This window comes from Sedimentitalea sediminis (assembly GCF_042687825.1).
Classification (GTDB): domain Bacteria; phylum Pseudomonadota; class Alphaproteobacteria; order Rhodobacterales; family Rhodobacteraceae; genus Sedimentitalea.
Genome location: NZ_JBHUQE010000014.1, coordinates 1 through 23,338 on the forward strand (window position 1 = coordinate 1; position 23,338 = coordinate 23,338).

The following is a 23,338-nucleotide window of genomic DNA, read 5'->3' on the forward strand; positions in this document are numbered from 1 at the left end:
AGCAGTCAGACCGGACGCTTACCGACGCCCAGCCCTAGCGCGCCCATGTCGGTACGCAGTGCGGACGACACGGTGTCCTTGTTCCAGCCAAGTGTTGCCATAAGTTCCTCGATGGTCGCACCCTTGGCGAGCGCCTCGGCCATCAGATGCCGCTTGCTGCCTGCCTTAGTCGCTTTGACGTCTTCCGGTTTGCCCGGTTCGATCATCACGCGGTCGGGCAGTTCGCGCGGCTTGCGGGCCTTGGGTGCTGCTTCTGCCTCGATGCCTTCGGCCATCAGGTCGAACGCGACGCGGATGCCGTTGTCGGCCAGCACCTGTTGCACGGGGCCTTCGCCGTTGACGCCTTCATCCGTGATCACGAGCAGCGCCTTGTTCGAGAGGGAGGCAACCACGCCTTGAACCTGCTTCTGGGTCAGGCCCGTGCGCTGCGCGATCTCAGGCACGTCGCCCCACGTCATGTTGTCGGCCAGCATTGCGTCCAGGGTCTCGGCGCCATTCGCGTCGATCCCGGCGTCCAGGTAGGCGACGAGGACGCGTTTCTCCATCGCGGTCAACTTCGGCGGTTGCGCCTCGATCATCGCGACGAGGTCGTCCTTGGCGATCTTCTTGAGCGCGGAGGCGGTCAGCGGCTTCGCCAGCATATCGTTGAGGGCAGGCTTGGTCAGGGTGTTGAGGTCGGTCATGTCTGTCACTCCGTTGATGTGGGCGCAGCGCACCCGGTGACACGACGTTCGGACCTCTCCCCGGCGCTGTTCAACCGGAGATGCGGACACTATCCGTTGTTTGTTTGAGACACCGCCTCCACTATACTGAGGGCATGTCTCGAGAACCCCGCCGCATAATTGAAGAAGTGATCTTCGAGAAACTAGGTCCGTTGTCGGCCCGCGATCTGCTCGCCATGCCGCGCGACGGATGGGAGAACCTGCGAGCTGGCATCACCGATCACCGGAATGGGAAAGACGGCCTCGTCGCCCGCTGTGTTGCCTGCCAAGGGCAGGTCTACATTACGACCTCACATGGACGCCCGCTGTTCGCCCACTATCAAGGTTCTGATCCGCGCTGCCCTTGGTATTCCGGGAAGAACATGCACCCGAACGATGCGCGGGCAGCACAGTATCGAGGTCAGCAAGAATCAGAGATGCACCGGAGCATGTGCGAACTCGTCGCGGAACTCGCTGCACTGGACGAGCGGTGCGATGGTACGAAGGTAGATGAGTATCTGCCGCCCACAAAAGGCGAGCACGGACGCTATCCCGACGTTCTGGTTGACTGGCGCGACTTCGGGCGCTTCGCCGTCGAATACCAAATGTCCCACACCTTCCAGACGGAGGTGTCGCAGCGTTGCATCCACTACGACCGCGAAGGCATTCCGCTGCTTTGGGTATTGTCATCCTTCGATCCCGAACGCGTGCCGCAGGCGGTTTCGGATGTTGTGCATCGGCACAGAGGCAATGCCTTCGTCCTGGATCAGCAGGCGGTCAACGCGTCGCGCGAGCAGCGCACACTGGTTCTGACGTGCTATCTGTCCAACGGTGAGGGATACGACGCCCCTGTCCTGGTCCGCTTCGATGCTCTGACACTCCCGGAGTCCTGCCTTCCCTTTCTTGAGGATCGACTTGCAGGGCCGTTGCTCGAACGGATCAAGTCGAAACGCTTGCCGTACTTCCGCGCTCTGCGAGCGTGGGGCGATAGAATGAGCGACCTTCCGTTGGCGGACCTTGAGCCATTCGCGGAACGGCAGCGCGTTGACCGCTTAGTCGCCGCTGCGTTCTCCATCGTCGCGGAAGCTGCTGGCAAGCCGGAGAACTTCGCAAGTGAGCACCCGAACAGTCGCGCGATGCTGAACACCTTCCAGAACTCTGGATCACTCGCGCCATATGCACACTTGCTGACTGCGCTGATCGAGAACACGTCACAGCGCTGCTTGCTAAAGGGCAGCGTCGGGGAACACCTTCGGCGTTCGATCAACGGCCACAGGCTCGGCCATATCGAACAGGTCAGCGAGGCGTCGCCTGAATGGCGGTTGCTGCGCGAGTTGCTGCCCGAGGCGCTTGACCCATTTACGCGTCAACGCTTGGTTGAGGCGGAAGCACTGCCAGCCTGGGCCAAGTGACCCAAAAGAAAAAGAACAAAACGCGAAGAAAAATTTCGGTAACGTCTTGTAAACCGTCTGTGAGCACCCATCTGAGAGAGGCCCCGGGACAATGGGCCCGGATGACCAGTGTTAAGGACCGCAAGCGCTATCTGCGCCAGCGGGTTCCGGGTCGGCTTGATCTCGGTCATGTCGCATCCTTCCAGGCACATCGTGGTGATACTATACCACGCAAGGTTATCTCGTACCGGAGGGTGCAATTGAGCACCTGCTGATGGGAGCAAGGTTAAATAGCCCGGGCATTTGACGAACGGAGTCGCTATGCCCGGGTTTTACCTGCCTACCGAGAACGAATTCGATCCATCGACCGATGATTTTGTGTTGCCCGCCATTTCGAAGGAGCGGCGCTATAAGCATTTCGATCTGCCCTTGCCCGAAAGCGAGCGGGAACTGGCGATTGATTTCACGCAAGAGCTCGAGCCGCACCGTTTCTTGCCGATGCTCGGGTTCACGGACCTCGCTCGTCGATACATCCGCCAGAAAGGTGCCGATGGCAAATGGCTTCGGGATGCAGACGGGAATTTCATCCGAAAAGTGAAAGAGAAGCCTCGTCCGATCCGGTTCGCCGGACACGCCGACGCTGCATACTTGCAGGCATATGCGGAACACCTAAACCCGTTTTATGAACGAGCGCTGGCAGAAGACGGGACCGCTAGCGCTGTTCTGGCCTACCGCAAGGGCGGCGGCACAAACATCCACCATGCCAAATCGCTGTTTGACGAGATCGTGCATCGCCAGGATTGCACCGTCGTAGCAATGGACATCTCCGGCTTCTTTGATTGCCTTGACCACACGCTGTTGCGAGATGAAGTCGCAGGTTTGATGGGCGAAACTCGGCTAAACGGCCACCACGGCACAGTGTGGAAAAATGTGACCCGCTACTCGTGGGTTGAGACGGAGGATTTGGACGCCGTACTGGGAAAGAAGCGAAACGGCCACGGCCGGGTCTGCTCTCCAGCCGATTTTGTCCAGCACGTAAGGGGGCGCAAAGGCGGGCTGGTTCGGAAGCATGACCAGACGTTCGGCATCCCACAAGGGACGCCAATTTCTGGTCTATACGCCAACATCTACCTGCGGACATTTGACCGAGAAATGATGGCGTGGGTTGGACGCTACGGCGGGTCTTATCGCCGCTATTCGGACGATATTGCCGTCGTTCTTCCCCTGGGAAGAAAAGTTGATCACGTTGTCTCGGTTGTAGAGAAGATGTTGGCCGATTTTGGACTTGCTATGTCCGTCGACAAAACCGACCACGCTCACTTCCAAGGCGGACGTCTCATTTCAGCGAAGGCGATCCAGTATCTCGGTTTCACGTTTGACGGCACCACGGTGCTGATCCGACCATCATCCCTCGACGCCTACCGGCATAAAATGCGACGCGGCGTCCACGCAAAACTTGTCGCGGCGAAAGGCAAAGAGATTCCGTCGTTCCAGGTTTTTAAGCGAGAGGTACTTAGCCGCTATACCCATCTAGGAAAACGTCGCAATTTCTTGAAGTACGCATACAAAGCGGCTGACGTGATGGGCAGTCAAGAAATCCGACAGCAGGTGAAGCCGCATATGACTTGGTTCAATCGAGCCTGGGAGAAAGAAGTCGCAAAGGTCTACGGGGGCCTCGTCGTCGCATCGTGACGGGTGTTGCTGAGATTTTAGCGCACGGCACCTTGAATATTCCAGGTTCCACCTTGTTCTCGCGCTGACAGAACCGGTGGTTGTCCAATAACGTCGCAATGAAGACGATTGCGAAAGGAATGGACGATGCCGGAATGGCCGGAATGGATGAGTCCCGAGGTGGCCGCTTGCTACCTCGACACGTCGGCAAGCACCCTCGCTGACTGGCGTTTTAAGGGGAAAGGGCCTACGTTTAAACGCGTGGGCAAGCGGATGGTGCGCTATCGGAAAGCGGACCTCGACGATTGGATGGAGGCCCAGGCGTGAGCGAGAAATCAGAATTCGCTGATGGCGAGAACCTGCGCCAATTCCTCGTCCAGGTGAAACGGGTTGTCGAATGGCTGCACGAGAACGGCGAGAAATACGGCCTGACCGAAAAGGTGAATGACGGCACGGTTTCTCGGGCATTGCGGGGCGAGCAATTCGATCACCGATTGACCGATGCTCTGGACGCCCTGCATTCCGAGGCGATGCGCGATCCGTGGAAATGGTGTGCGCCGCCGAAGACGGTCGAGGAATTGACGGGGTTGCCGTGGTGGCATGAAACGCTCAAGCCGGACGTGCCGCTCAACACCTGGAACCTGATGCGGAAGCGGCCATTGTCCGAGGATCGCCGCGTGAAGGCCCAAGGCCTGCTCGACGAGTATCGAACGCGGCTCAAAGCCGTCTGCGACATGCACGCGGCGGACGCCCGTCTCAAGATGGCGTGGGCGGCGGACGTCGTGCATCCTGGCTATGACGATTGGGTGGAGGTTGGCGGCTTGCCGCTGAACTACACCCAGAACCCCTGGGCCTTGCTCGACCTTGACGAGGAATGGGTTCTGCACGGTCGGGCGACCGCGACCAAGAAGATCGAGAAGACCAAACGACGCCGCGCGCCAGAGGGGATGCACACTGTTCTCCGGGACTTCGCCGCGACCAACAAGACCTCAGATGAACTCGTCGAACTCGCCGCACGTGCGAGCGCATTGCAGGACGTGGACATGCTCCTGCCTGACGTTCAGGAGTGCAAGCTGTCCTACGAGGTCAGCCCTGACGAAGACGACTACGACGCAGCGCAGGCGATAGTCGATCAGGCGCTTCTTTCCGGGTTCGTCGATGCGATGGCACCCAAGTTTGCCCAAGGCGACACTTGGGATGTACCGGTGTTCTCGATGTATCACCACCCGCTGCGGAATCCTGGGCTGAAACCGAACGTCGTGCGGCACACCTGGAACGGCCAGGATTACACGTCGGAGGTGGTAGAAAGTCATCGACCTAACTCGCCTAAGAGCGAAGCCGAAAAGGCGCTGGATCGCGAAGTGCAGCGAAAGTGGGAAGATTACGAGTGGAAAGTCGCGCTCCTGGACAAGATCGAGCGCAACAAGTCCTAGAGACCGGCGACGTTGAAGATCAGGCGATGCGGGAACCGCTCCTGCCTCGCCTCAAACACCGTCGCGAAGAAATCAGAAAACTGCTTCTGTGTCATCCGCAGGCCCGCGTCACAACAGGCGCGGGTTGTGCGTTGCAGGATCGTCGCGGCGGTGTCGTCTGCCGTCAGTGATGCGACAACCTCCCGGCGGATGCGCGGGAGGTGGCGATCTTGCTCTCTGAGGGCGCGGCGCACCTCCTGCTCGATGACCGGGGTCATGCGTGATCCCAGGGGTTCTGGCCAGGGAACAGGGCGCTCATGGCAATGCGGCGCTGCTCGTCGTCCACGGCGGTCATGAACCAGCGGTTCGCCTTGGCGCGGTCGTTCAGTGCCCCCATGCGGTGCAGGCATCCGAGCGCCCATTCCACGAAGGACGGTTCAGACGGTGCGCCGGTCAGGCGGGCCTTGGGCGCGAAAGCAGCGGGCGAGGCAACGGCAAGTTGGGTCATGGTCGGGTCTCCGTTGGGTGGTTTCGATCAACATACGATCCGCCACCGGGTTGGCTCGACCGGGAAAGGAGGTGGATTCTGATAACTTGGTTATGCGGAAGGCGGTGCCCTGCGCCGGTATTCGTGCGCGCCTGCGTGTGCGCGCGTGCGCAGAATAATCATCAACCATGTATCGGTGATCTCGATGATTATCCTGCGGCGCGGTGTGGGAGGTTGCCTTGCAGGGTGCAGGACGTGCAGGGTCGTCAATGATGCCAGTGGTTTGCGGGGAAATCCCGTGCAGGGCGCGTGCAGGGAACCGGCGATCCTGTATGATCTACCAGAAACGATCACCACGGTTCGCGCGCGTGCGCGCACGTAAAGCGCGCCTCACTCTGGTTCACCCGCTTCCTGAGCAAGCGCACGCGTAACACCGTCTTTGCCCCTGGCACACGCGGTTCTCTGAGCAGAGGGCGACCGCCTATCGAAACCGACCCCTGGTCATCCTCGCAGAGCGCGGGCGTGAAGGCGGTTTCGGTCGCGCCCCTACCGTGACGCCCAAAAACGCGAGACGCCGCCTTGTGCCCAAGCAGCGCCGCGCTCTGACGGCATTGCTCGCCCATGCCCGCCGTCGTCCGTCGTCGATCCTGGCCAAACCCCCGGAGGTAGCAATCAAGATTCGGTCAAAACGGCGTCCGCGTTTGCCCAACTGCTTGAGCGGAAACGCGTCTCGGGGTGATGGCGCATCACTTCGCGGTTCGCCACCTGCTTTCGCGGTGTAACCGCGCCGGGGCGAGGTCTTATCGTCATGGCGACGATAGCACGGAGCAACCCCATGACGACACGACCCCGCAACCACGGGCGCCCAGCCTACAACGAGAACGATTCCACGGACGCCGTGACCGTCACCGACGACGAGGCGACGGCTATCCTGCAAGGTGCAGGCCTTGGCATCAAGCGCGTGACCCGGAACCCAAGCGGACAACTGACCGCGCAGTGGCGCAAGGAGCCAACAGACGCGGACATCCTCCTGTCCGGGACGTTGGTCGAAGGTGTCGCCCATGCTTTCTGAGCGCGCCGTCAAGCGCCACGTCAAAACCTTTCAGGACCGCCCCGTCGCCCATGTGATCGAGAGCGAAACCGTCGATTACGACAACCGGTCCTTTTCCTTCTCGGTGTTCGGTCACGAAGATCCGAACGTCGTCACCCTGATCCTGGGCGGCAACGAGTTCACCCGGTCCCGCGCCTGCCTGACCGAGAGCATGGAGCGCGTCCTGCAAGCCATCAAGGAGGTGCCACCCGCATGAAGCATCCGAAACCCTACGCCGACTTCTTCCTCGCGAACACCCATGCCTGGGAGGTCGATCCCGGTCACGAGGCGCACATCTATTCCTCCGGCGAGGACAGCTTGACCCCCTGGATTGCCGGCGACGGCACGCTGCTGCTGGTCTACGCCTCGACCCGGAACGAACTCGTCGCCTTGCACAACGCCTCCGTGGGCGGCAACGACTCCTTGCGCGCCTGTGACCTTCCCGGCTGGCCTTGGCGCATCCTTCTGGACGATCTACCCGCCGCCGCATCGTCGAACCGGGTAGCGTTTCGTTTCCCCGGTCAAGACGCCATCAAAGCCGACCGGCCAGCGGCATAACCGAGTTATAGCGAGGGGCATTCCGGTATGATCAACAATCACCAAGACCCGCAATCCTGGTCGCGTGCAGGCCCTGGCCGTGCGATGATGGGCAAGTCCCATCGGGATACTCCTTGTGCATCGTCAGTGGGCCTTCTCGATAAGTCGGGGAGGCCTATCTGATGCCTGTCACCCCGTATTCCTCCCGCCTCGGCAAACCGCACAAGAACAAGAAGGAACTGGCCGAACGCATCGACCGCAAGTTGCGCGCGATGCACCTTCACGCGGGGCACGCGGAATTCGACCCGGTCGAGATGATGGCGCTGATTGGTGCTGAGGCCTACGACGAGGGCGACAAGCACCTTGCGCTCGTCGCGTTCAAGGAGGTTTCGCAGTACGTCCGCCCGAAGCTGGCCGCAACGACCATCGAGCACAAGGAAGTTCCGCAGCCGCACAGCCGAACGCGCATCCTGGGCGCATTCTCCCGCATGGGGGTCAAGGTCGAGGCAAGCGACGCGTCCCACCTCGTGCAGGAGGTCATGGAGCGCGACGGTATCACCTACGAAGAAGCCGCCCTGGTCGTCGAGCAGGAGACGGGCGTTGAGGTTCTGCCGAACGTCGTCGCCATCCCGGCCATTGCAGGCCCCGAGGACGACGATTGACCTGGGTCGAACTTGCGATGGTGGCCGCAACCCTGGGCGTCGGTGCCCTGATCCTGTTTCGCTGACGCCCAGAGCGAGGCGCTGCGTGCGGTTCTCCGACCGCGCCCCCACCCTGATAGGGCACACCCCAAGAACCGCCTTCGCTGACGCGCTCTGCGAGTTTCGGGGGCGACTGATTTTCTATCAGGCCCGGACGGCTGCGATCCTGGGCGGTTAGCAATTCGGGCGCGTTGTTTTGACGGCGCTTTGACCGGCAGTTTCAGGTCCAGCACCTCAGCACCTGATTATCCATCTTCAACCGTCCCCGGAGAAGGGTCCAACGTCGCGACGACCCGACCAACGGCGGGCGCGTGATCCTGGGCAAGGTAGCGCGCCCGCCACCTGCACGAAGGAACCCCAATGGCAGAACCCATCTACATCGACGCGAAGGAGGCCCAAGCCAACTCGCGCGCATTCCAAGAAGCCGTCCGCAAGGCGGATGAACTCGGCGTTGACCTGAAACACGTCAAACCGGAAGATGCCGTCGTCGGTCTCGACAAGCGGCGCGATCCCGCCGCCTACCGCGAGGCGAAACGCTGCGCCGAGGTTCTGGGTACCACCGTCACGTTCGCTGACCCTGAGGGCGACGCGAACGAACCGCCGGTGGCGCTGACCGGCGCGAACCATCTCGAAACCGACGATGCGCTCTACATCATCTCGGGCAAGGTCAGTCCTCGCGATTACCAGCGCCTGACGACCAATGCGCGGCAGGCCCTGAAACGGGTCGTGCCGCTGCGCTCCTGGGATGATGCGCCGGAACCCGTGATCCACGCGCTCAAGGCCCACTCGGCGGCATGAACGCGCTCGCCACCATCGAAGACGAGGCCTGGGACGAGGAGCAATTCGTTCCAGGCACCCACGCCGCCCTGGTCAATGCCGTGATCCTCAAGGCGGTGACAGACCTGTTCTCGGCCAATGTCCCGGAAACGGATCGTGCGGACGCCTTCGCCTTCCTGACTTCCGACAAGGGGTCCTGGGCAGAAAGCCGGGCGCACCTCTGCTGGCTCGTCGATCTCGACCCCGACCTGATGCGCGCCCGTATCTGGGACATCCTCAACGGCAATCGCGACGTGTCCAGCTTGACGCGGCGCGGCATCCCCACGCTGGACGCGGAACATGGGCGGAAGCACCTGGCCGTTGTGCGGCAGCAGGAAGAAGCGGCAATGGCAGCGGCGCGCGTCCAAGCCGAACGCGCTCGCGAACGTCGAGAACGGGAAGCGGTGATACAGGAAGCGATGGACAGGCAGGCGCGGGAAGAACTGGAAGAGGAGCGGCGCATCTTCGAGCAACGCTTGAAGGCGGCTGAAACCGAGGCAGGCATACGTCCACAGCAGCGGAGCAAGGTGGCGAAGGCGGAGTACGTCGAGAGGGAAGGAATACCGCTCGGGCACCTGCTGCGCATCGACGATCCCTGGGAACCCGGCACCTATTGCACCTTCCTTGGGACGTTGCTGCCGAGCAAGTCGAACTCGATGGGCAGGGCGGTTGCCGCTGCGTGCTCGGAACACGGTTTCGTCCTGGCACACCACACCCGCTACAACCTGGATTCTCTGCGGCAGGCGGCGTCGATGTTGAACGTGGACCTTCTCTATCTCGACGCGGACGGCAACCCGGTCAGCTACTCGTCCGACGCCGTGACGGCACGGCTCAGGTTGCGGCCCCCTCAACTCGCCGCATGATCTCGTCCGCGACCTGCTGAACCGTCGAGCGCAGGTCGGGGGTGACGACGTAATGACCATCCGTCCCGCCAAGGCCTTTGCCGACCTGAGACAGGCGCTGCGTGTCGCTCACGCCCAATTCGACGGCGACGGTTTGCCACTCCTTCCGGCATTGCTTCGGGGTCCAGCGATCCGCGCCGCGCGTGATCGTCGGCAGCGTCGTCAGACGCCCGCCGGTCGGGCCGGTGAAGACAAACTCGTGCCGTCCGGTCATCGACTCCAGGCGCTTCAACTGCGCCACGGACCAAGACGACAAGGCAACCTCGCGGTAGTCGGTGGTCTTGGTCATCCCGAACCAAACCTTGCCCGCGTCGAGGTCTACTTGGTCCCAGCGCATCGCGAGCACCTCGCTCGGGCGCATCCCGGTCAACAGCGCGACCTTGAGCGCCGACTTCGGGATCACAGTTAGCTTGTCCACCTGCCGCCACCATGCCCGAATGTCGGAAATGCGCTCGACGGCGTTCTGCGCGCGCAGACTCTGCCATCCCTTCGGCAATCCGATCCCGTCGCCTGCGGCGTCGATCACCATCGGGTGCGCCGTGACGGGCACCTCCTTCTTGGCAACCGCGTAGTTGAACAGCACCTGGACGGCCATGAAGAACATCTGCGCTGTGCGCCGTCCGCGCGTGCGGGTCAGGTTGCGCCATGTCTGCGAGCACAATTCCGGGGTGATGCTCGTGATCGGGCGACTCCACCAGCCGCCCGGCCATTCGCGGGTGGCTGCGTAGGGGCCATCCTTGCCGTAGGATTCCGCACCGCCAAGGTAGCGGCATTGCTGGACAATGTGCTGCTCTGCGCGGCGCGCCTTCTCTGGGCCTTTCTCTTCCAGGATCGACGCGCGCTTGTGCTCCTCATACATCTTCCAGACCTGACCGACCGTCAGTTCGTCGGCGCGGCGCTTCGCCTTGCCCTTGATGATCCGGCGCGCGGCTTGGTCGGAAAGGTCTTCGGGACGCGCCTCGCGGATGCCTGCCATGATGCGGGCATAGGTGCGGTCGTCGTCACCGAGTTGCTTCGCGCGCGGATCGACACCGCGACGGATTTCCGGCAGCAGAATGTCGCGCGCAACGGCGCGGGCCTCGTTCGCCTTGGTCACGTCGGCGCGCCCGATCTTCACGCGGATGAAGCGCCCGCCCGCTTCGCCAGCGGCATAGTATGTCTTGGTGCGTCGCCCGACTGACAGGTTGAACCCTGCAAGGTCGGTGTCGTGGACCCAGTGCGTCCCGGAATCCCGATAGGGCAGGCCGTCAACGAGGGCCTGGGTGATCTTCTGGTGCGGCATGGCCGTCTCCATCGCTTTGACCGAATTTTGACCGGCTGGTCAGCGATGTTTTCGGTCGTTGTCGGTAGACAACTCAACCGGAAGTATCAGGTAGTGTTTTGATTTTATAAGGATATAACCAACATCTTTCCCATTGCGATGGTGACAGGGGCAAGATGTTTGGCTCCGGCGGTAGGGATCGAACCTACGACCAATTGATTAACAGTCAACTGCTCTACCGCTGAGCTACGCCGGAACGGTAGCGGGCGTATAGCAACCAGATTCTGCGTCGTCCAGAGGTTTCCGGAAGATTTTGAGATTTTCGCCGGCACCTCAAGGGATACGCGAAAAACGCGCCTGAGCAGAAAGTTCGCAGTCTGGGTGGATCCTCGATTTTCCGGTCAGATCAACCAGATGCGCGAAGACGTTTCGTTCGGCGGCGGCCAGGAGTTCGGACGGTGTATCCGTGTAAATGCGTTCGGCCAGTTCACGCGCCGTGGCCGGACCCGCGCTCAGCGCCTGCAGAATCGCGGTCTCGCGGCCTTGACGGTGTCGGATCAGCCAGTCCAGCCGGTCGGACGGATCAAGGATTGGGGCTCCGTGACCGGAATAGAAGACACGCCAGTCGCGTTGGCGCAGACGATGGCACGATGCCATGAAATCGGTCAGGTCGCCATCGGGCGGCGACACCAGCGAACTGGCCCAGCCCATCACATGATCGGCGGTGAAACAGAGGTCGCCCCAGGCCAAAGCGATGTGGTTGCCCAGATGGCCGGGCGTGTGCAACACGTCGAGGGTCCAGCCGTCGCCTTGGATGACCTCTTTATCCGTCACGATCCGGTCGGGCTGAAAAGCCACGTCAATGCCTTCACCGCCACCGGCCAATCCGCCGGCGGCCAGGGCGCTCATCACTTTGCTGCGGCCGGAGTGGGACGGGCCAAAGCCCAGGACCGGGGCGCCGGTGCGGGCCGCCAGTGGCCGGGCCAGCGGCGAGTGGTCGAGATGCGAATGGGTCACGATGATATGGCTGATGCATTGGCCTGCCTCCACGGCGTCCAGGATCGCCTCCAGATGCGCGGGGTCGTCGGGACCCGGGTCGATGACCGCCAGCCCCCGGTCGCCCACCAGATAGGTATTGGTGCCCCGATAGGTCATCGGTGACGGATTGGGAGCCACGATACGGCGCAGACCCGGTTCCAGCCGGACGGCCTCGCCATGAGTCGGGTTGAAATCGTCCGGGGGCAGGGCCATGGCTCTTCCTCTTGTCTCAGCTGCCCGCTAGGCTTAGCGCATGTCCTTCAACTGGCTCAAACACTATATGCCGCGCAGTCTCTACGGACGGGCGGCTCTGATTCTGGTCGTGCCGGTTGTCAGCGTGCAACTGGTTGTTTCCGTTGCATTTATACAAAAACATCTCGAAGACGTCTCGAGCCAGATGTCGATGACACTGGTGCGTGAACTGGATGTCATCGCCACCCGGACCGCGACGGCGATCGACCCACAGGAGGCTCTGGACCAGATGCAGCCCTACCTGGCGGCATTTCAGATGGACGTCGCCTTTGTGCCAAAGGCCCAAGTGCCGCAGGCTGACAGATTGCGCTGGTACGATTTCTCGGCCCGGGTTGTGCGCCGCACGGTCCGCGCGGAGATACCGAACACGCTGGCGATGGTTTTTCCGGACAACCGGTCGGTGCAGTTGTTCCTTGGCTCTGAGTTGGGGGCGGTGCGCGTCAGTTTCGCGCGCAGTCGGGTTGCGGTGGCCAATCCGCATCAATTGATCGTCACGATGGCATTCTTCGGCTTGCTGATGACGGTCATTGCCTTCCTGTACATGCGCAATCAGTTACGTCCGGTCACCCGGTTGGCGGATGCCGCACAGGCGTTTGGCCGGGGGCGAACGGTGCCTTTTTCACCCGCGGGTGCGATTGAGGTGCGCGCGGCTGGCGGCGCCTTTCTGGAGATGCGGTCACGCATCGAACGGCAGATCGAGCAGCGCACCCTGATGCTGTCCGGGGTCAGTCATGATCTGCGCACGCCGTTGACCCGCCTGCGCTTGGGTCTGGCGATGATCGACGAAGACGATGCCGAGCCGTTGCTGCGCGATGTCGACGAGATGCAACGTCTGCTGGATGCGTTTCTGGATTTTTCGCGAGGCGCGGCCGAGGGCGAACCCGAAGAGGTCGACCCGCGCGATCTGGTGGCCAGGATCGTAGAGGATTCACAGCGTGCCGGTAACCCGGTCACTCTGGGTGACAGCAACGGGACCGGCACGGTCATGCTGCGCCCGGTGGCGATGCGCAGGGCGATCGAAAACCTGCTGGGTAACGCTGTACGCTACGGAACCCGTGCACAGGTTTCGGTGGCGCTTACCGAGAAATCGCTGCGGATCCGGGTCGAGGATGACGGGCCGGGCATCCCGGCGGATCGTCGCAGCGAGTCGATCAAACCCTTTGCCCGGCTGGATCCAGCACGCAATCAGAACCGGGGCAGCGGCGTCGGGCTGGGACTGGCCATCGTCACCGACGTGGCCCGTGCCCATGGTGGTACTCTGCGACTGGGTGATAGCGAAACCCTGGGCGGGTTGTGCGCGGATATCGTCATCGCGCGCTGATCGCCGCGGGGCGGATCAACCGTCGATGCGCGCGGCCATGATGGCGATGGCCTGCTGATAGACCGTGGCGGCGTTCCATTGTTTGATGACGGCGAAATTCGGTTGGTTCTGCTGGTATCCGCGACCGGGTTTCCAGCCCTTTTGCCGCAGGAAATTCGCCGTCGACGCCAGCGCGTCGGTGACGTTGTAGAAATCGACCCGCCCATCGCCGGTGGCGTCCACCCCGTATTTCAGTGCATTGCCGGGCAGGAACTGGGTGTGCCCCAATTCGCCATGCTTTGCGCCCAGGGTGGCGGTGGTCAGGGTGCCCTGATCCACCAGTTTCAGCGCACCGATCGCGTGCGGCACAAAGAACTCCGAGCGTCGGCAGTCATAGGCCAGCGTGGTGATCGCCGACACCACCTGGCTGTCGCCCATGAACCCGCCAAAGGCGGTTTCCATGCCGTGAATGGCGATCAATACGCCCGCGGGCACACCATATTGGCGTTCCAGCGCGGCATAGAATTCCGGGTTGCGCGCCTTGCGTTTGCGCCCCTGTGCCACGATCGTATCCGACCCGCGCAGCTTCATGAACTTGTCCAGCGAATATCTGAACGACTTCTGGTTGCGGTCCGCCGCGATCGTCCGCGTTGCATAACGCGCCTGTGCCAGGGCCTGCAGACCGGGCTTCTTGACCCCGGCCTTGCGCGCCTCGCGGGCAAACTCGGATTTCCATTTGTCAAAGCCGCTGCCCGTATTGCCGCATGTCGCAGCCTCTAGCGAAAGAGGGGCGCAGGCCAGGGCCAACAGCAGGGTGGCGGATCTCAGGGCAGGAAACATTCTGTAACACTCCGGAACCAAATCGTTGCAACGATAGCGTGCAAACCCGTGAAAGCAAACCGAAAGACCGGCTGCGCGACTTACCGGCCATCGAACGCCATCGGGTTTAAGAAACCGTAAGTATGCGGTGAGTTCCGCCAACACCGCAAATTGCCGGTTCTCGGCAGACCATGTGCGCCAGCGTGTAAAAACCGTTCAGTTGCTCAGCAGCAACCTGGCCAGGTCAGGATCGGAATAGTCGCGCGATTTCAGCTCTTTTTCGATCCAGGGGTCGTTTTCCATTCGGCGGATTTCATCCTCGGTCATGCGGGCGCGGATCATCGCGGACAGATGATTGTCCGCCGTCAGAACCCCAGCAGGAAGCGTGTCGGCGATGTCCAGAAAAAACATGGCGCCCAGAGCTGTAATCAACAGAGCGGGGCCGCCCAGTCTGATCCACAGCGGCAGTCGCCGGCCCGTGGCGCCGCCGCCATCGCCGTTCTGGCCGGGCGTCTGCCCGGCGCGCCGCTGGTTCCTGGTGTTTATCCGTGCAATCCGCTCGGAAAATCCCTTGTCCGATGCCATCAGATGCCCTCAGATATTACGTTCTTCGCACCTCTTTCTTTCGTTCTTCAGGGGCGTAATTGCGGCGCGGCCAAGGCAAATCCTTGGACCTTTCAACGAAAAAGGCGCCCGACTTTGGGGCGCCCTTCCATGTTTTCTTAATGCTGTTGATCAGCAGCTATAGTACATGCCGAATTCAACCGGATGGGGTGTGTGCTCGTACTGATGCACTTCATCCATCTTCAGGGCGATGTAGCCTTCGATCTGATGCTTGGTGAACACGTCGCCCTGCAGCAAGAAGTCGTGATCCGCCGCCAGCGCATCCAGCGCTTCGCGCAGGCTGCCGCAGACAGTGGGGATACCGGCCAGTTCTTCGGCGGGCAGATCATAAAGGTTCTTGTCCATCGCTTCGCCCGGATCGATCTTGTTCTTGATGCCATCCAGTCCGGCCATCAGCAGGGCGGCAAAGCACAGATAGGGGTTTGCCGCGGGATCGGGGAACCGGGCCTCGACGCGCTTGGCCTTGGGGCTTTCGGTCCACGGGATCCGCACACAGCCCGACCGGTTGCGCGCGGAATAGGCGCGCAGCACCGGGGCCTCAAAGCCAGGGATCAGGCGCTTGTAGCTGTTGGTGGTCGGGTTGGTGAAGGCGTTCAGCGTCTTGGAATGCTTGAGGATACCCCCGATGAAATACAACGCCTCCTGGGACAGATCGGCATATTTGTCGCCGGCAAACAGCGGCTTGCCATCTTTCCAGATCGACATGTTCACATGCATACCCGACCCGTTGTCGCCATAGATCGGCTTGGGCATGAAGGTCGCCGACTTGCCATAGGCATGGGCGACGTTGTGGATGACGTATTTGTATTTCTGCAGCTCGTCGGCCTGGGTTGTCAGCGTGCCAAAGATCAGGCCCAGTTCGTGCTGGCAGGACGCGACCTCGTGATGGTGCTTGTCCACCTTCATGCCCAGACGTTTCATCGTCGACAGCATTTCGGCGCGCAGATCCTGGGCTTCGTCGGTCGGGTTGACCGGGAAATAGCCACCCTTCAGGCCCGGGCGGTGGCCCATGTTGCCCATCTCGTATTCTGTGTCGGTGTTCCAAGAGGCGTCGGTGGCGTCGACCTCATAGGAGACCTTGTTGATCGAGTTGGAAAACCGCACGTCGTCGAACAGGAAGAATTCCGCTTCGGGGCCGAAATAGGCGACATCACCGATGCCGGATGCCTTGAGATAGGCTTCGGCTTTTTCGGCGGTGCCACGGGGGTCGCGCTCGTAGGGTTCGCCAGTGTCCGGCTCGACCACGGTGCAATGCACGCACAGGGTTTTCTCGGCATAGAACGGATCGATATAGGCGCTGTCGGTGTCGGGCATCAGCTTCATGTCCGATGCTTCGATCGATTTCCAGCCCGCGATAGACGAGCCGTCGAACATGAACCCTTCTTCCAGAAAGTCCTCGTCCACCAGGTCGGAGACCACCGTCACGTGCTGCAGCTTGCCGCGCGGATCGGTAAAGCGGATGTCGACATAATCGACGTCTTCGTCCTTGATCGTCTTGAGAATTGTTTCCTTACTCATTCCCTTGGGTCCTTTTCTTTCAAGCGTATGGTTGTTTACAGCGCGTCCGAGCCGGTCTCGCCGGTACGGATGCGAATTGTCTGTTCGACAGGGCTGACGAATATCTTGCCGTCACCGATTTTGTCGGTCTTTGCCGCCGCGACGATGGCCTCGATCGCGCCGTCGATCTGGTCGTCGTCCAGCACGATCTCGATCTTGACCTTGGGCAGAAAGTCCACGACATATTCCGCCCCGCGATACAGCTCGGTATGGCCTTTCTGACGACCGAAACCCTTGACCTCGATTACGGACAGGCCCTGAACGCCGACGTCCTGAAGCGCCTCTTTGACCTCATCAAGCTTGAACGGTTTGATGATCGCTTCGATCTTTTTCATCTGCCTCTCCTGAGCAACGCTGTTCAGGCGCGTCAGATCACTTCTATTTGCCGGCCACAATCGGTTACGGTGGTCGGGCCGGCACCGCGCGTGCTGAAATTGAACTGGATGCCGTTGTTTTGGGCGATATGCATAAAAAACGGGCAGGATTGAATCGGTGAGGGATTTGCATGGCTGAACTGCTGACTGCCGCTCAGATGCGGGCCATCGAAAACGCGGCAATCGCGTCGGGCAGCGTGACGGGGCTGCAGCTGATGGAGCGCGCCGGGGCCGGCGTGGTCGAGGCGGTGCTGGAGGAATGGCCCGACCTGGCCGAGGGCAGACACAGCGCGGTGGTGCTCTGCGGCCCCGGCAACAATGGCGGTGACGGTTTCGTCGTGGCGCGCCTGTTGCAGCAGCGCGGCTGGGACGTGACGGCGCATCTGTTCGGCGACCCGGACAGCCTGCCGCCGGACGCCCGCACCAATCACCGGCAATGGATCGAACAGGGACCTTGCATGCCGCTGTCGGATCGCAGCCTGGGCACGGTGAAATCGCGGCCAGATCTGGTGGTGGACGCGCTGTTTGGCACCGGTCTGACGCGGCCGGTCGAAGGCGACCCGGAATTCCTGCTGAGCAACCTGGAAACGCTGCGCGACGAATTCGGTGTCAGATGTGTGGCGGTGGACATTCCGTCGGGCGTCTGCTCGGACAGCGGCAAGGTGCTGGGCTGTTTTCCCCGGGTCGATCTGACAGTCAGCTTTCACACCGAAAAGACCGGTCACCACCTGGAACAGGCCGACAGCCATTCGCGCCGCCTGGTGGTCAAGGATATCGGGCTGCCGCATGCCGAGAAAAGTCATGAACGGGCGGGACATGTCTGGAAAGTCGAACCCCCAAGGCCGCAGGATCTGGCAAAACCGGTGCCCGGTCAGAAATACACGCAGGGCCATGCACTGATCCTGACTGGCGGTCCCGGCCGCACCGGGGCCGCACGGCTGGCTGGGCGGGGGGCGTTGCGGGTCGGGGCGGGGCTGGTGACGCTGGGGGTGCCGCCGGCGGCGCGGGCCGAGGTCGCCAGCCAGATCACCGCCATCATGCAGACGCCGGTCGCCAATGCGGATGCGCTGACAGAGTTGCTGTGGGACACCCGCCTGAACACCCTGTGCCTGGGGCCGGGGCTGGGAACCGATGGCCGGGCGCGCGATCTGGTGGCCGCGGCTTTGCCCTTGGCGCGCCCCATCGTTCTGGACGCTGACGCGCTGACGGTGTTTCGCGACCGGCCCGCCGACTTGTTCGAGCTGTTGCATGACCGGGCGGTGCTGACACCCCATGGCGGTGAATTTGCCCGGCTGTTTCCCGATCTGGCCAGGAAACTGGCGGCCGAAGCCAAGCGCGGCCCGGGCTATTCCAAGGTGGATGCCACCCGCGCGGCGGCCAAGCGGGCCGGGTGCACGGTGCTGTTCAAAGGCGCAGACACGGTGATCGCCACACCCGACGGTCGTTGCTCGATTCATTCCGCCCATTACGATCGCGCCGCCCCCTGGCTGGCCACGGCCGGGTCGGGCGATGTTCTAGCCGGTATGATCACCGGTCTGCTGGCGCGCGGCCAGACGCCCATGGCGGCCTGTGAGATTGCCGCCTGGCTGCACACGCAATGCGCACTGGAATTCGGGCCGGGCTTGATCGCCGAGGATATCAGCGAAGGGATTCCATCCGTTTTGCGCGCGCTGGAAGTCTAGGCGACCCGGGCGCAGCGGGCGCGCCGCGTCTGCCCCGGCCCGAGGGCACCTGTTTTTGCTCGCATCCGCAATTCAGCTTTGATATGCAACGTCGGACCGGCCGACGCATGTGCGGACAGAGCGCTGGTTTTTGCGGGTGTGGCGGAATTGGTAGACGCACCAGATTTAGGTTCTGGCGCCGCAAGGCGTGGGGGTTCAAGTCCCTTCACCCGCACCAAAACAACGGTTTTTCAATAGGCAACGCGCGCCGGAGGGGGTGGGCCGTCCGGCGCATGGGTTCAGATGTCGTCGGGTTCAGGCAGATCGTCGGGCAGATCGGCGAAATCCGGCGCCTTGCTGCTGGCCGCCTTGTCGGCCAGATTGGCGGTTTCGGGCGCGGGTTCCGGCCGGTCGGCGGGGCGACGGGACTGACCTGCAGGCCGGGGCGGAGACTCGACCGGCGTCAACGGCAGCGGTGCATAGGCGGGGGCGGTCAGATCGCCCAGACCTGCGGTGACCCGATAGGGCAGGCCGGTCAACGCATCCGCGGCAAAGAACACCAGATTGCCGTCCTGATGTGCCGGTGCCTGAATCGCCGAGAAATCCGGCACGCCGAAATCCCGCAACCGCATCACGTTCTGCTGCCACGGCTGGTCCGGGTCCTCGCTGTTCAACCGTTCGCGATATTGCGTTTCAAAGGCGCCGGGGTCGGCGATCAGGCTGTAATCGCCGTCGCGGGCGAAATGCGTGACCTGCAACGCCAGTTCCGAGGCAGCCCCGGGATCGAGCAGGCCGGGTTCGGCCTGCAACAGCTCGGTCAGGCTGAGATAGGCGGTGTCGCCGACAAAGGCGGCCGGCGCCCCGTCAGGCCCATGGCCCGGGACGATATCGGAATTCTCGGTCATGCGGCGTCTCCTGTACGGTTCATGCGACTTTTGCCCATCCTGTGCTCACCCATTTTTCGGCTTCGTTCTGCGGCGTCAGCGTCCCCGGCGGATCCTTTTTGCTGAACAGGGCCGGTTTGCCCGTTGCCGGGTCGGCGGCAATCACGAAATAGGTGTGATCCGCGGCACTGCCCCAATTGGTGTCGGCGATCACGAATTGCGGGGCGCCCAGATCGTTGATCAGGCGCGTATCCATCGCGGCATCAAGCCGGCCTTCGAAATATTCCTTCCACTCGGTCTTTTCCTTGGCCAGCGCCTCGGGCGTGGGCGCCTGGGGCTGGTTGTCGCGCCAGTAATTCGCCTCGGCCTCGGCGACCGCCTCGATATAGGTGGCGCTGGCGGCCTTGACATGCGCCTTGAAGGCGGCCGGTTTCATCGGAGCCGTGGGAGTCTGCGTGGCGAGGATCTGATCCAGCGCGGTCTTGGCATTGCCGGTCGCGCCCTTGCCAAAGGCGCTGATTTCCTTTTCGAACATGAATGCCAGTTGATCGACGGGGATGTCGGCATCGGCGATGTCCTTTCCCGGATCCAGCAATTCCCGTTTGATGTTGTCCTTCAGCGCGCCGGGGCCGCCGGTACGTAGCGGGGTCAGCGATTCATCGCCGGGCAGGATGTTGAAGCCATGCATGCCCCAGGTCAGGACCGTCGACATCTCGCCGGGGTCGGCGGGATCGTTGCTGGGGGCGAAATTCGACATGACGCAGGACAGCACCTCGGCGGTGCGTTCCGGAATGTCCGCTGTGGCCGGATTGACCCGGGCAACGATGTCGGTGGCGGTGATATCGCCGCCAAAGATCGTCTTGCTGGCCTCGTGGGTCTGGCCGCCGCTGGGCAGTTCCCAAGGCCATTTCCCGTCGATCTTGATTGCGTCGGCAAAGCCGCTTTTGGTGACCTGATTGGCGACGTCGTTGACCGAGGTGAACATCTTTGTGTCGCTTTTTTCGACCACGTCCCAGACGATATCGAAAACGATATCCTCGTACTGATCCAGGTTTTCGATGACTTTACCGTCGCTTTTGTGGATCAGCTGATAGCGGCCCTTGGACGAGGACCCGTCATTGGAATCGACGATCTCGACCTCTGGGTTATAGACCAGTTCGACCGCATTCTTGATGGCGTTCTCAAGCCGTGCCGTCACATCGGCGCGCTTTTTGGATTTGACCTTGTCGGTGATGACGCTGACCATGTCCGAGATCGAGTCGGTCATGCTCTGGTTCAGGCCGCTGAAATCCGAACGCGCGATGGCGGTTGCGGCGGTGTATTCCAGGCTGCGCACCAACGGGTCCTGATCGCCGGGCACGTTCTGGATCGCCGGCAGGGGGTCGCCGGTTTTCGGTTTGTATTCGCCGTCCTTGGCCAGATCGCGATAGTTCTTCATTGCCTCCAGCGGGTCGTCATTGCGCAGCTTGACGATGCCGGCAGTGGCGAAACAGGAGCCCACGTCGCCCTGAAAGACCGGGGTCAGCATGGCGTTCAGGATGGCGCCACGCGTCTCGGCGACCCCAACTGCGGATGCGTCCTTGCCACTGGATTTTGCCAAGAGGGCGCGGGCGGCATCCTCGGTCGGGGCAGCGGTCACATCGGTCAGGATGGTCTGGGCCTCGGCCGAACCCTGCAGAAAATCCATGGTGTCCAGCATATGCGTGACCTGGGCCGGGGTGGCGCTGGACAGGGCTTTGGGGTGGAACATGACGTCCAGCAGCGCATCGCGCCCCTTGTCGAAATCCATCGTGCCGTCGCCCTTGAGCAGGGCCGCGCCCACATGTTTGGTGCGCTTGGTTCCGGTTTCGTTGCGCGTCGCGCCACCGGAAACCGCATCGCAGCTGGCGAAATGGCGGCCTGTCTTGAGATAGTCGTCCAGCTTGGCGGCCTCGGTTGGCGGCAGGTTTGCCGACATGGCCACCAGCCGACCGGCATAGGTTTCGACATAGCCTTCGTTGGTGAAATAAGTGCCCGAATCCGAGGCGAAATTACTGGCGACCTTGTCACACATCAGGGCCGCCGTGGCCGCGACGCTTTCGGGATGGGCGGCGGTGGCGGCGACATCGGTGGCGGTTTCGGCAACGCGCGGGTTGCGGCCAAAGAGCTCGATCAAATCCTTGGCAACCGCCGGTTCCAGAGACCTGCCATTGGACGGGGCCAGGGGACCAAAGCTGACCGCTTCCAGCAGTTTTTTCTTGCCCTCGGCCTGACGCTGTTCTTTTTTGCGCGCCGCGAGATCGGCATTGGCGGTGTCCAACTCGTGCCGAGCCGCATCGACATCCGACTGTTTGCTGACGACCTCGGCCTGAGCCTGCTGGGCCGTGGCCTTGGCCTGCCCAAAGGCCTGATGCTTGCCGCCGAAATCAGTGTTCAGATCGCGATAGGCGGCCAGCACCCGGGGGTAGTCCTGATGCTCCGGATCGGCCAAGACATCCTTGTTGGTTTTCTTGAAGTTCTGCAGGGCGACATAGGCTGCTTTGGCGGTGTCATAGGCTGCCTTGGCGGCTGCATTCTTGAGTTTCTCGTCGGCGACGGCGGCCTCTTTGGCATCAGCGGCAAGCTGCAGCGCCTCGGCCTTGGTCTTGGCTTCGGCGGCGGCGGTCTCGACTGCCTGTTGCTTGGATTGCAGAAAGGCGCGGTCGACCTGGGTGTCGCCGAGATCGGCCTGGATCGATTTCAGAACGGTCGTGGCCGCCGCCAGTGCTGCGGGGTCGGCTTTGCCCAGGGTGACCAGCTTGGCTTTCTGGCCGTCGCTGGTACCGGTTTCGCCCAGCGTGGCCGTCAGTACACGGGTCAGTGCCGCATCGATGCGCCCCGCAAGCGTGTCCAGCCGCGCCGGCAGCCCGTCCAGATCGGTCAGTCTGGCCTTGATCGCGACCGGGTCGTCGGCAGTGATCGCATCGTTGATCGCGGTCAGGTCGGTGTCGATGCCGCCGGCCAGCGTGTCCATGGCGCCGTGATCGTCGTCTGTGGTGACGCGGGCCAGCAGGACGCGCAGTTTGGCAAGACGGCCGGTCTGCGCCGCGTGACCAACCTGCAGCCGCTCTTTCTCGGCGGCGCGTGTGGCAGCGGCCTGTTCGACCTGCGCGATGGCGGTACGCAAAGCGGCGATGTCGCGCCCGGCCTTGGCAGCGTCCTCGGGGGCCGGGATGTTGTCGGCCAGCAACGCCGCGATCGCGGTCCGCTTTTCGTCGAGATCGGCGATCTCCGCTGTCAGCGCGCCGTCCGGATTGCCGCTGAGCGTCGCCAGTTCTTGTTGCAGCGCGATGCGTTCGCGACTGCGTTCATCCAGCGCCGCCTGAACGTCGTTCGCCATGGCAATGGCGTTCTGCGCCTCGGCCAGGGCCTGCGCGAATTCGCCCTGGTCCTTGTGCGATCGCGCCGCGTCCAGGGTCTGTTGGATCGGCCTGACGTTCGGGGTCACGCCGGTCAGTTGGTCAAGCAGCGTCTGGGCCTGTGTTTCGGCCGCCAGAAACGCCTCGTAGTTGCGTATCTTGGCCTTGTCCGATTTGCGGTTGAACAGACCGCCCTTGATGAACCTTTCGACAAAGTCCCTCTGCTTGTCGTCCAACGGCATGTGGTCCCTCCTGGTAATTCGGATCAAGGCCCGTATCCGCATCCGGGAGACCGATCAGGTGTACCGGTTTTCGGGTACACGGTTTTTCGGTTCGATTGGGGAGTCAGGGGCTTTTCTTGGGGCGGTTGAAAAAACCTAGACCGACACGCCGCGCAAAGGCAAGGCAGGACCTTGCCGCCAGGTCAACATGCGATGCGGCGGCGGCCTTCAGCAGACCCTGATCCGTCCTTGCGGCCCGGGA

The 23,338-nt window shown here is 62.2% G+C and carries 23 protein-coding genes and 2 tRNA genes; 13 read left to right on the top strand and 12 right to left on the bottom strand.

The window, feature by feature from the left end; translation table 11 throughout:
- Positions 1–5: 5 nt before the first annotated feature.
- Complete coding sequence (locus ACFMPD_RS12135) at positions 6–683, bottom strand: hypothetical protein (protein WP_380994601.1); 678 nt, start codon at positions 681–683, stop codon at positions 6–8.
- Between the two features lie 134 nt (positions 684–817).
- On the opposite strand from ACFMPD_RS12135, the gene ACFMPD_RS12140 reads away from it, so the two are divergent.
- The 4 genes from ACFMPD_RS12140 (at position 818) to ACFMPD_RS12155 (ending at position 5,196) form a co-directional block, all read left to right on the top strand.
- Positions 818–2,113, top strand: coding sequence for a competence protein CoiA family protein (locus ACFMPD_RS12140; RefSeq protein WP_380994604.1), 1,296 nt, complete (start codon positions 818–820; stop codon positions 2,111–2,113).
- Positions 2,114–2,413: 300 nt separating this feature from the next.
- Positions 2,414–3,784, top strand: coding sequence for an antiviral reverse transcriptase Drt2 (drt2, locus tag ACFMPD_RS12145; RefSeq protein ID WP_380994607.1), 1,371 nt, complete (start codon positions 2,414–2,416; stop codon positions 3,782–3,784).
- Positions 3,785–3,910: 126 nt separating this feature from the next.
- Positions 3,911–4,090, top strand: coding sequence for a helix-turn-helix transcriptional regulator (locus tag ACFMPD_RS12150; protein WP_217361175.1), 180 nt, complete (start codon positions 3,911–3,913; stop codon positions 4,088–4,090).
- Complete coding sequence (locus ACFMPD_RS12155; RefSeq protein ID WP_380994610.1) at positions 4,087–5,196, top strand: hypothetical protein; 1,110 nt, start codon at positions 4,087–4,089, stop codon at positions 5,194–5,196. The genes ACFMPD_RS12150 and ACFMPD_RS12155 overlap by 4 nt, the downstream gene beginning before the upstream one ends.
- Here the strand turns inward: ACFMPD_RS12155 and ACFMPD_RS12160 are convergent.
- The gene (locus ACFMPD_RS12160; RefSeq protein ID WP_271108867.1) at positions 5,193–5,453 is read right to left on the bottom strand and encodes a hypothetical protein; all 261 of its coding nucleotides are present in this window, start codon (positions 5,451–5,453) and stop codon (positions 5,193–5,195) included. The two genes, ACFMPD_RS12155 and ACFMPD_RS12160, sit on opposite strands and share 4 nt — an antisense overlap.
- Entirely contained in the window at positions 5,450–5,683 is a 234-nt protein-coding gene (locus tag ACFMPD_RS12165) for a hypothetical protein (RefSeq protein WP_170436864.1), read from the bottom strand. Before ACFMPD_RS12165 ends, ACFMPD_RS12160 begins: the two co-directional genes overlap by 4 nt.
- An 814-nt stretch (positions 5,684–6,497) precedes the next feature.
- Here ACFMPD_RS12165 and ACFMPD_RS12170 point away from each other — a divergent pair.
- From ACFMPD_RS12170 to ACFMPD_RS12195, 6 genes are all read left to right on the top strand, one after another.
- Positions 6,498–6,734, top strand: a complete 237-nt coding sequence (locus ACFMPD_RS12170; protein ID WP_380994615.1) for a hypothetical protein — start codon at positions 6,498–6,500, stop codon at positions 6,732–6,734.
- Positions 6,724–6,969, top strand: a complete 246-nt coding sequence (locus ACFMPD_RS12175) for a hypothetical protein (RefSeq protein WP_301653678.1) — start codon at positions 6,724–6,726, stop codon at positions 6,967–6,969. Before ACFMPD_RS12170 ends, ACFMPD_RS12175 begins: the two co-directional genes overlap by 11 nt.
- Positions 6,966–7,310 (top strand): hypothetical protein, encoded by a 345-nt coding sequence (locus ACFMPD_RS12180; protein WP_380994618.1) that lies wholly within the window; start codon positions 6,966–6,968, stop codon positions 7,308–7,310. Before ACFMPD_RS12175 ends, ACFMPD_RS12180 begins: the two co-directional genes overlap by 4 nt.
- Before the next feature lie 161 nt (positions 7,311–7,471).
- Positions 7,472–7,951, top strand: a complete 480-nt coding sequence (locus ACFMPD_RS12185; protein ID WP_380994621.1) for a hypothetical protein — start codon at positions 7,472–7,474, stop codon at positions 7,949–7,951.
- A 399-nt stretch (positions 7,952–8,350) separates the two neighbouring features.
- A complete protein-coding gene (locus tag ACFMPD_RS12190) occupies positions 8,351–8,788 on the top strand; it encodes a hypothetical protein (RefSeq protein ID WP_301653675.1) in 438 nt (145 codons plus the stop codon).
- The gene (locus ACFMPD_RS12195; protein ID WP_380994624.1) at positions 8,785–9,669 is read left to right on the top strand and encodes a hypothetical protein; all 885 of its coding nucleotides are present in this window, start codon (positions 8,785–8,787) and stop codon (positions 9,667–9,669) included. The genes ACFMPD_RS12190 and ACFMPD_RS12195 overlap by 4 nt, the downstream gene beginning before the upstream one ends.
- Here the strand turns inward: ACFMPD_RS12195 and ACFMPD_RS12200 are convergent.
- The 3 genes from ACFMPD_RS12200 to ACFMPD_RS12210 form a co-directional block, all read right to left on the bottom strand.
- Positions 9,638–10,990, bottom strand: a complete 1,353-nt coding sequence (locus ACFMPD_RS12200) for a tyrosine-type recombinase/integrase (protein ID WP_380994627.1) — start codon at positions 10,988–10,990, stop codon at positions 9,638–9,640. The genes ACFMPD_RS12195 and ACFMPD_RS12200 overlap by 32 nt on opposite strands.
- Before the next feature lie 160 nt (positions 10,991–11,150).
- Positions 11,151–11,225, bottom strand: a tRNA-Asn gene (locus ACFMPD_RS12205).
- Positions 11,226–11,302: 77 nt separating this feature from the next.
- On the bottom strand, positions 11,303–12,220 hold the full coding sequence (locus tag ACFMPD_RS12210) for an MBL fold metallo-hydrolase (protein ID WP_380994629.1): 918 nt from the start codon (positions 12,218–12,220) through the stop codon (positions 11,303–11,305).
- A 40-nt stretch (positions 12,221–12,260) separates the two neighbouring features.
- On the opposite strand from ACFMPD_RS12210, the gene ACFMPD_RS12215 reads away from it, so the two are divergent.
- On the top strand, positions 12,261–13,580 hold the full coding sequence (locus tag ACFMPD_RS12215; RefSeq protein WP_380994631.1) for an ATP-binding protein: 1,320 nt from the start codon (positions 12,261–12,263) through the stop codon (positions 13,578–13,580).
- 15 nt (positions 13,581–13,595) lie between these two features.
- On the opposite strand, the gene ACFMPD_RS12220 is transcribed toward ACFMPD_RS12215, so the two are convergent.
- The 4 genes from ACFMPD_RS12220 to ACFMPD_RS12235 form a co-directional block, all read right to left on the bottom strand.
- A complete protein-coding gene (locus ACFMPD_RS12220) occupies positions 13,596–14,399 on the bottom strand; it encodes a lytic murein transglycosylase (protein ID WP_380994634.1) in 804 nt (267 codons plus the stop codon).
- A gap of 195 nt (positions 14,400–14,594) precedes the next feature.
- Positions 14,595–14,963: a hypothetical protein gene (locus tag ACFMPD_RS12225; RefSeq protein WP_380994637.1), complete on the bottom strand. Its 369-nt coding sequence runs from the start codon at positions 14,961–14,963 to the stop codon at positions 14,595–14,597.
- Between the two features lie 150 nt (positions 14,964–15,113).
- Positions 15,114–16,520 carry a type I glutamate--ammonia ligase gene (glnA, locus tag ACFMPD_RS12230; RefSeq protein ID WP_380994639.1) on the bottom strand — a complete coding sequence of 469 codons (1,407 nt, stop codon included), beginning with the start codon at positions 16,518–16,520 and terminating at the stop codon, positions 15,114–15,116.
- Positions 16,521–16,555: 35 nt separating this feature from the next.
- Positions 16,556–16,894 carry a P-II family nitrogen regulator gene (locus ACFMPD_RS12235; RefSeq protein WP_380994640.1) on the bottom strand — a complete coding sequence of 113 codons (339 nt, stop codon included), beginning with the start codon at positions 16,892–16,894 and terminating at the stop codon, positions 16,556–16,558.
- 170 nt (positions 16,895–17,064) lie between these two features.
- On the opposite strand from ACFMPD_RS12235, the gene ACFMPD_RS12240 reads away from it, so the two are divergent.
- On the top strand, positions 17,065–18,615 hold the full coding sequence (locus tag ACFMPD_RS12240; RefSeq protein ID WP_380994643.1) for an NAD(P)H-hydrate dehydratase: 1,551 nt from the start codon (positions 17,065–17,067) through the stop codon (positions 18,613–18,615).
- Between the two features lie 132 nt (positions 18,616–18,747).
- A tRNA-Leu gene (locus tag ACFMPD_RS12245) sits at positions 18,748–18,832 on the top strand.
- Between the two features lie 61 nt (positions 18,833–18,893).
- On the opposite strand, the gene ACFMPD_RS12250 is transcribed toward ACFMPD_RS12245, so the two are convergent.
- Positions 18,894–19,499 carry a hypothetical protein gene (locus tag ACFMPD_RS12250; protein WP_380994646.1) on the bottom strand — a complete coding sequence of 202 codons (606 nt, stop codon included), beginning with the start codon at positions 19,497–19,499 and terminating at the stop codon, positions 18,894–18,896.
- Positions 19,500–19,518: 19 nt separating this feature from the next.
- Positions 19,519–23,097, bottom strand: a complete 3,579-nt coding sequence (locus ACFMPD_RS12255; protein ID WP_380994648.1) for a hypothetical protein — start codon at positions 23,095–23,097, stop codon at positions 19,519–19,521.
- Positions 23,098–23,338 lie beyond the last annotated feature (241 nt).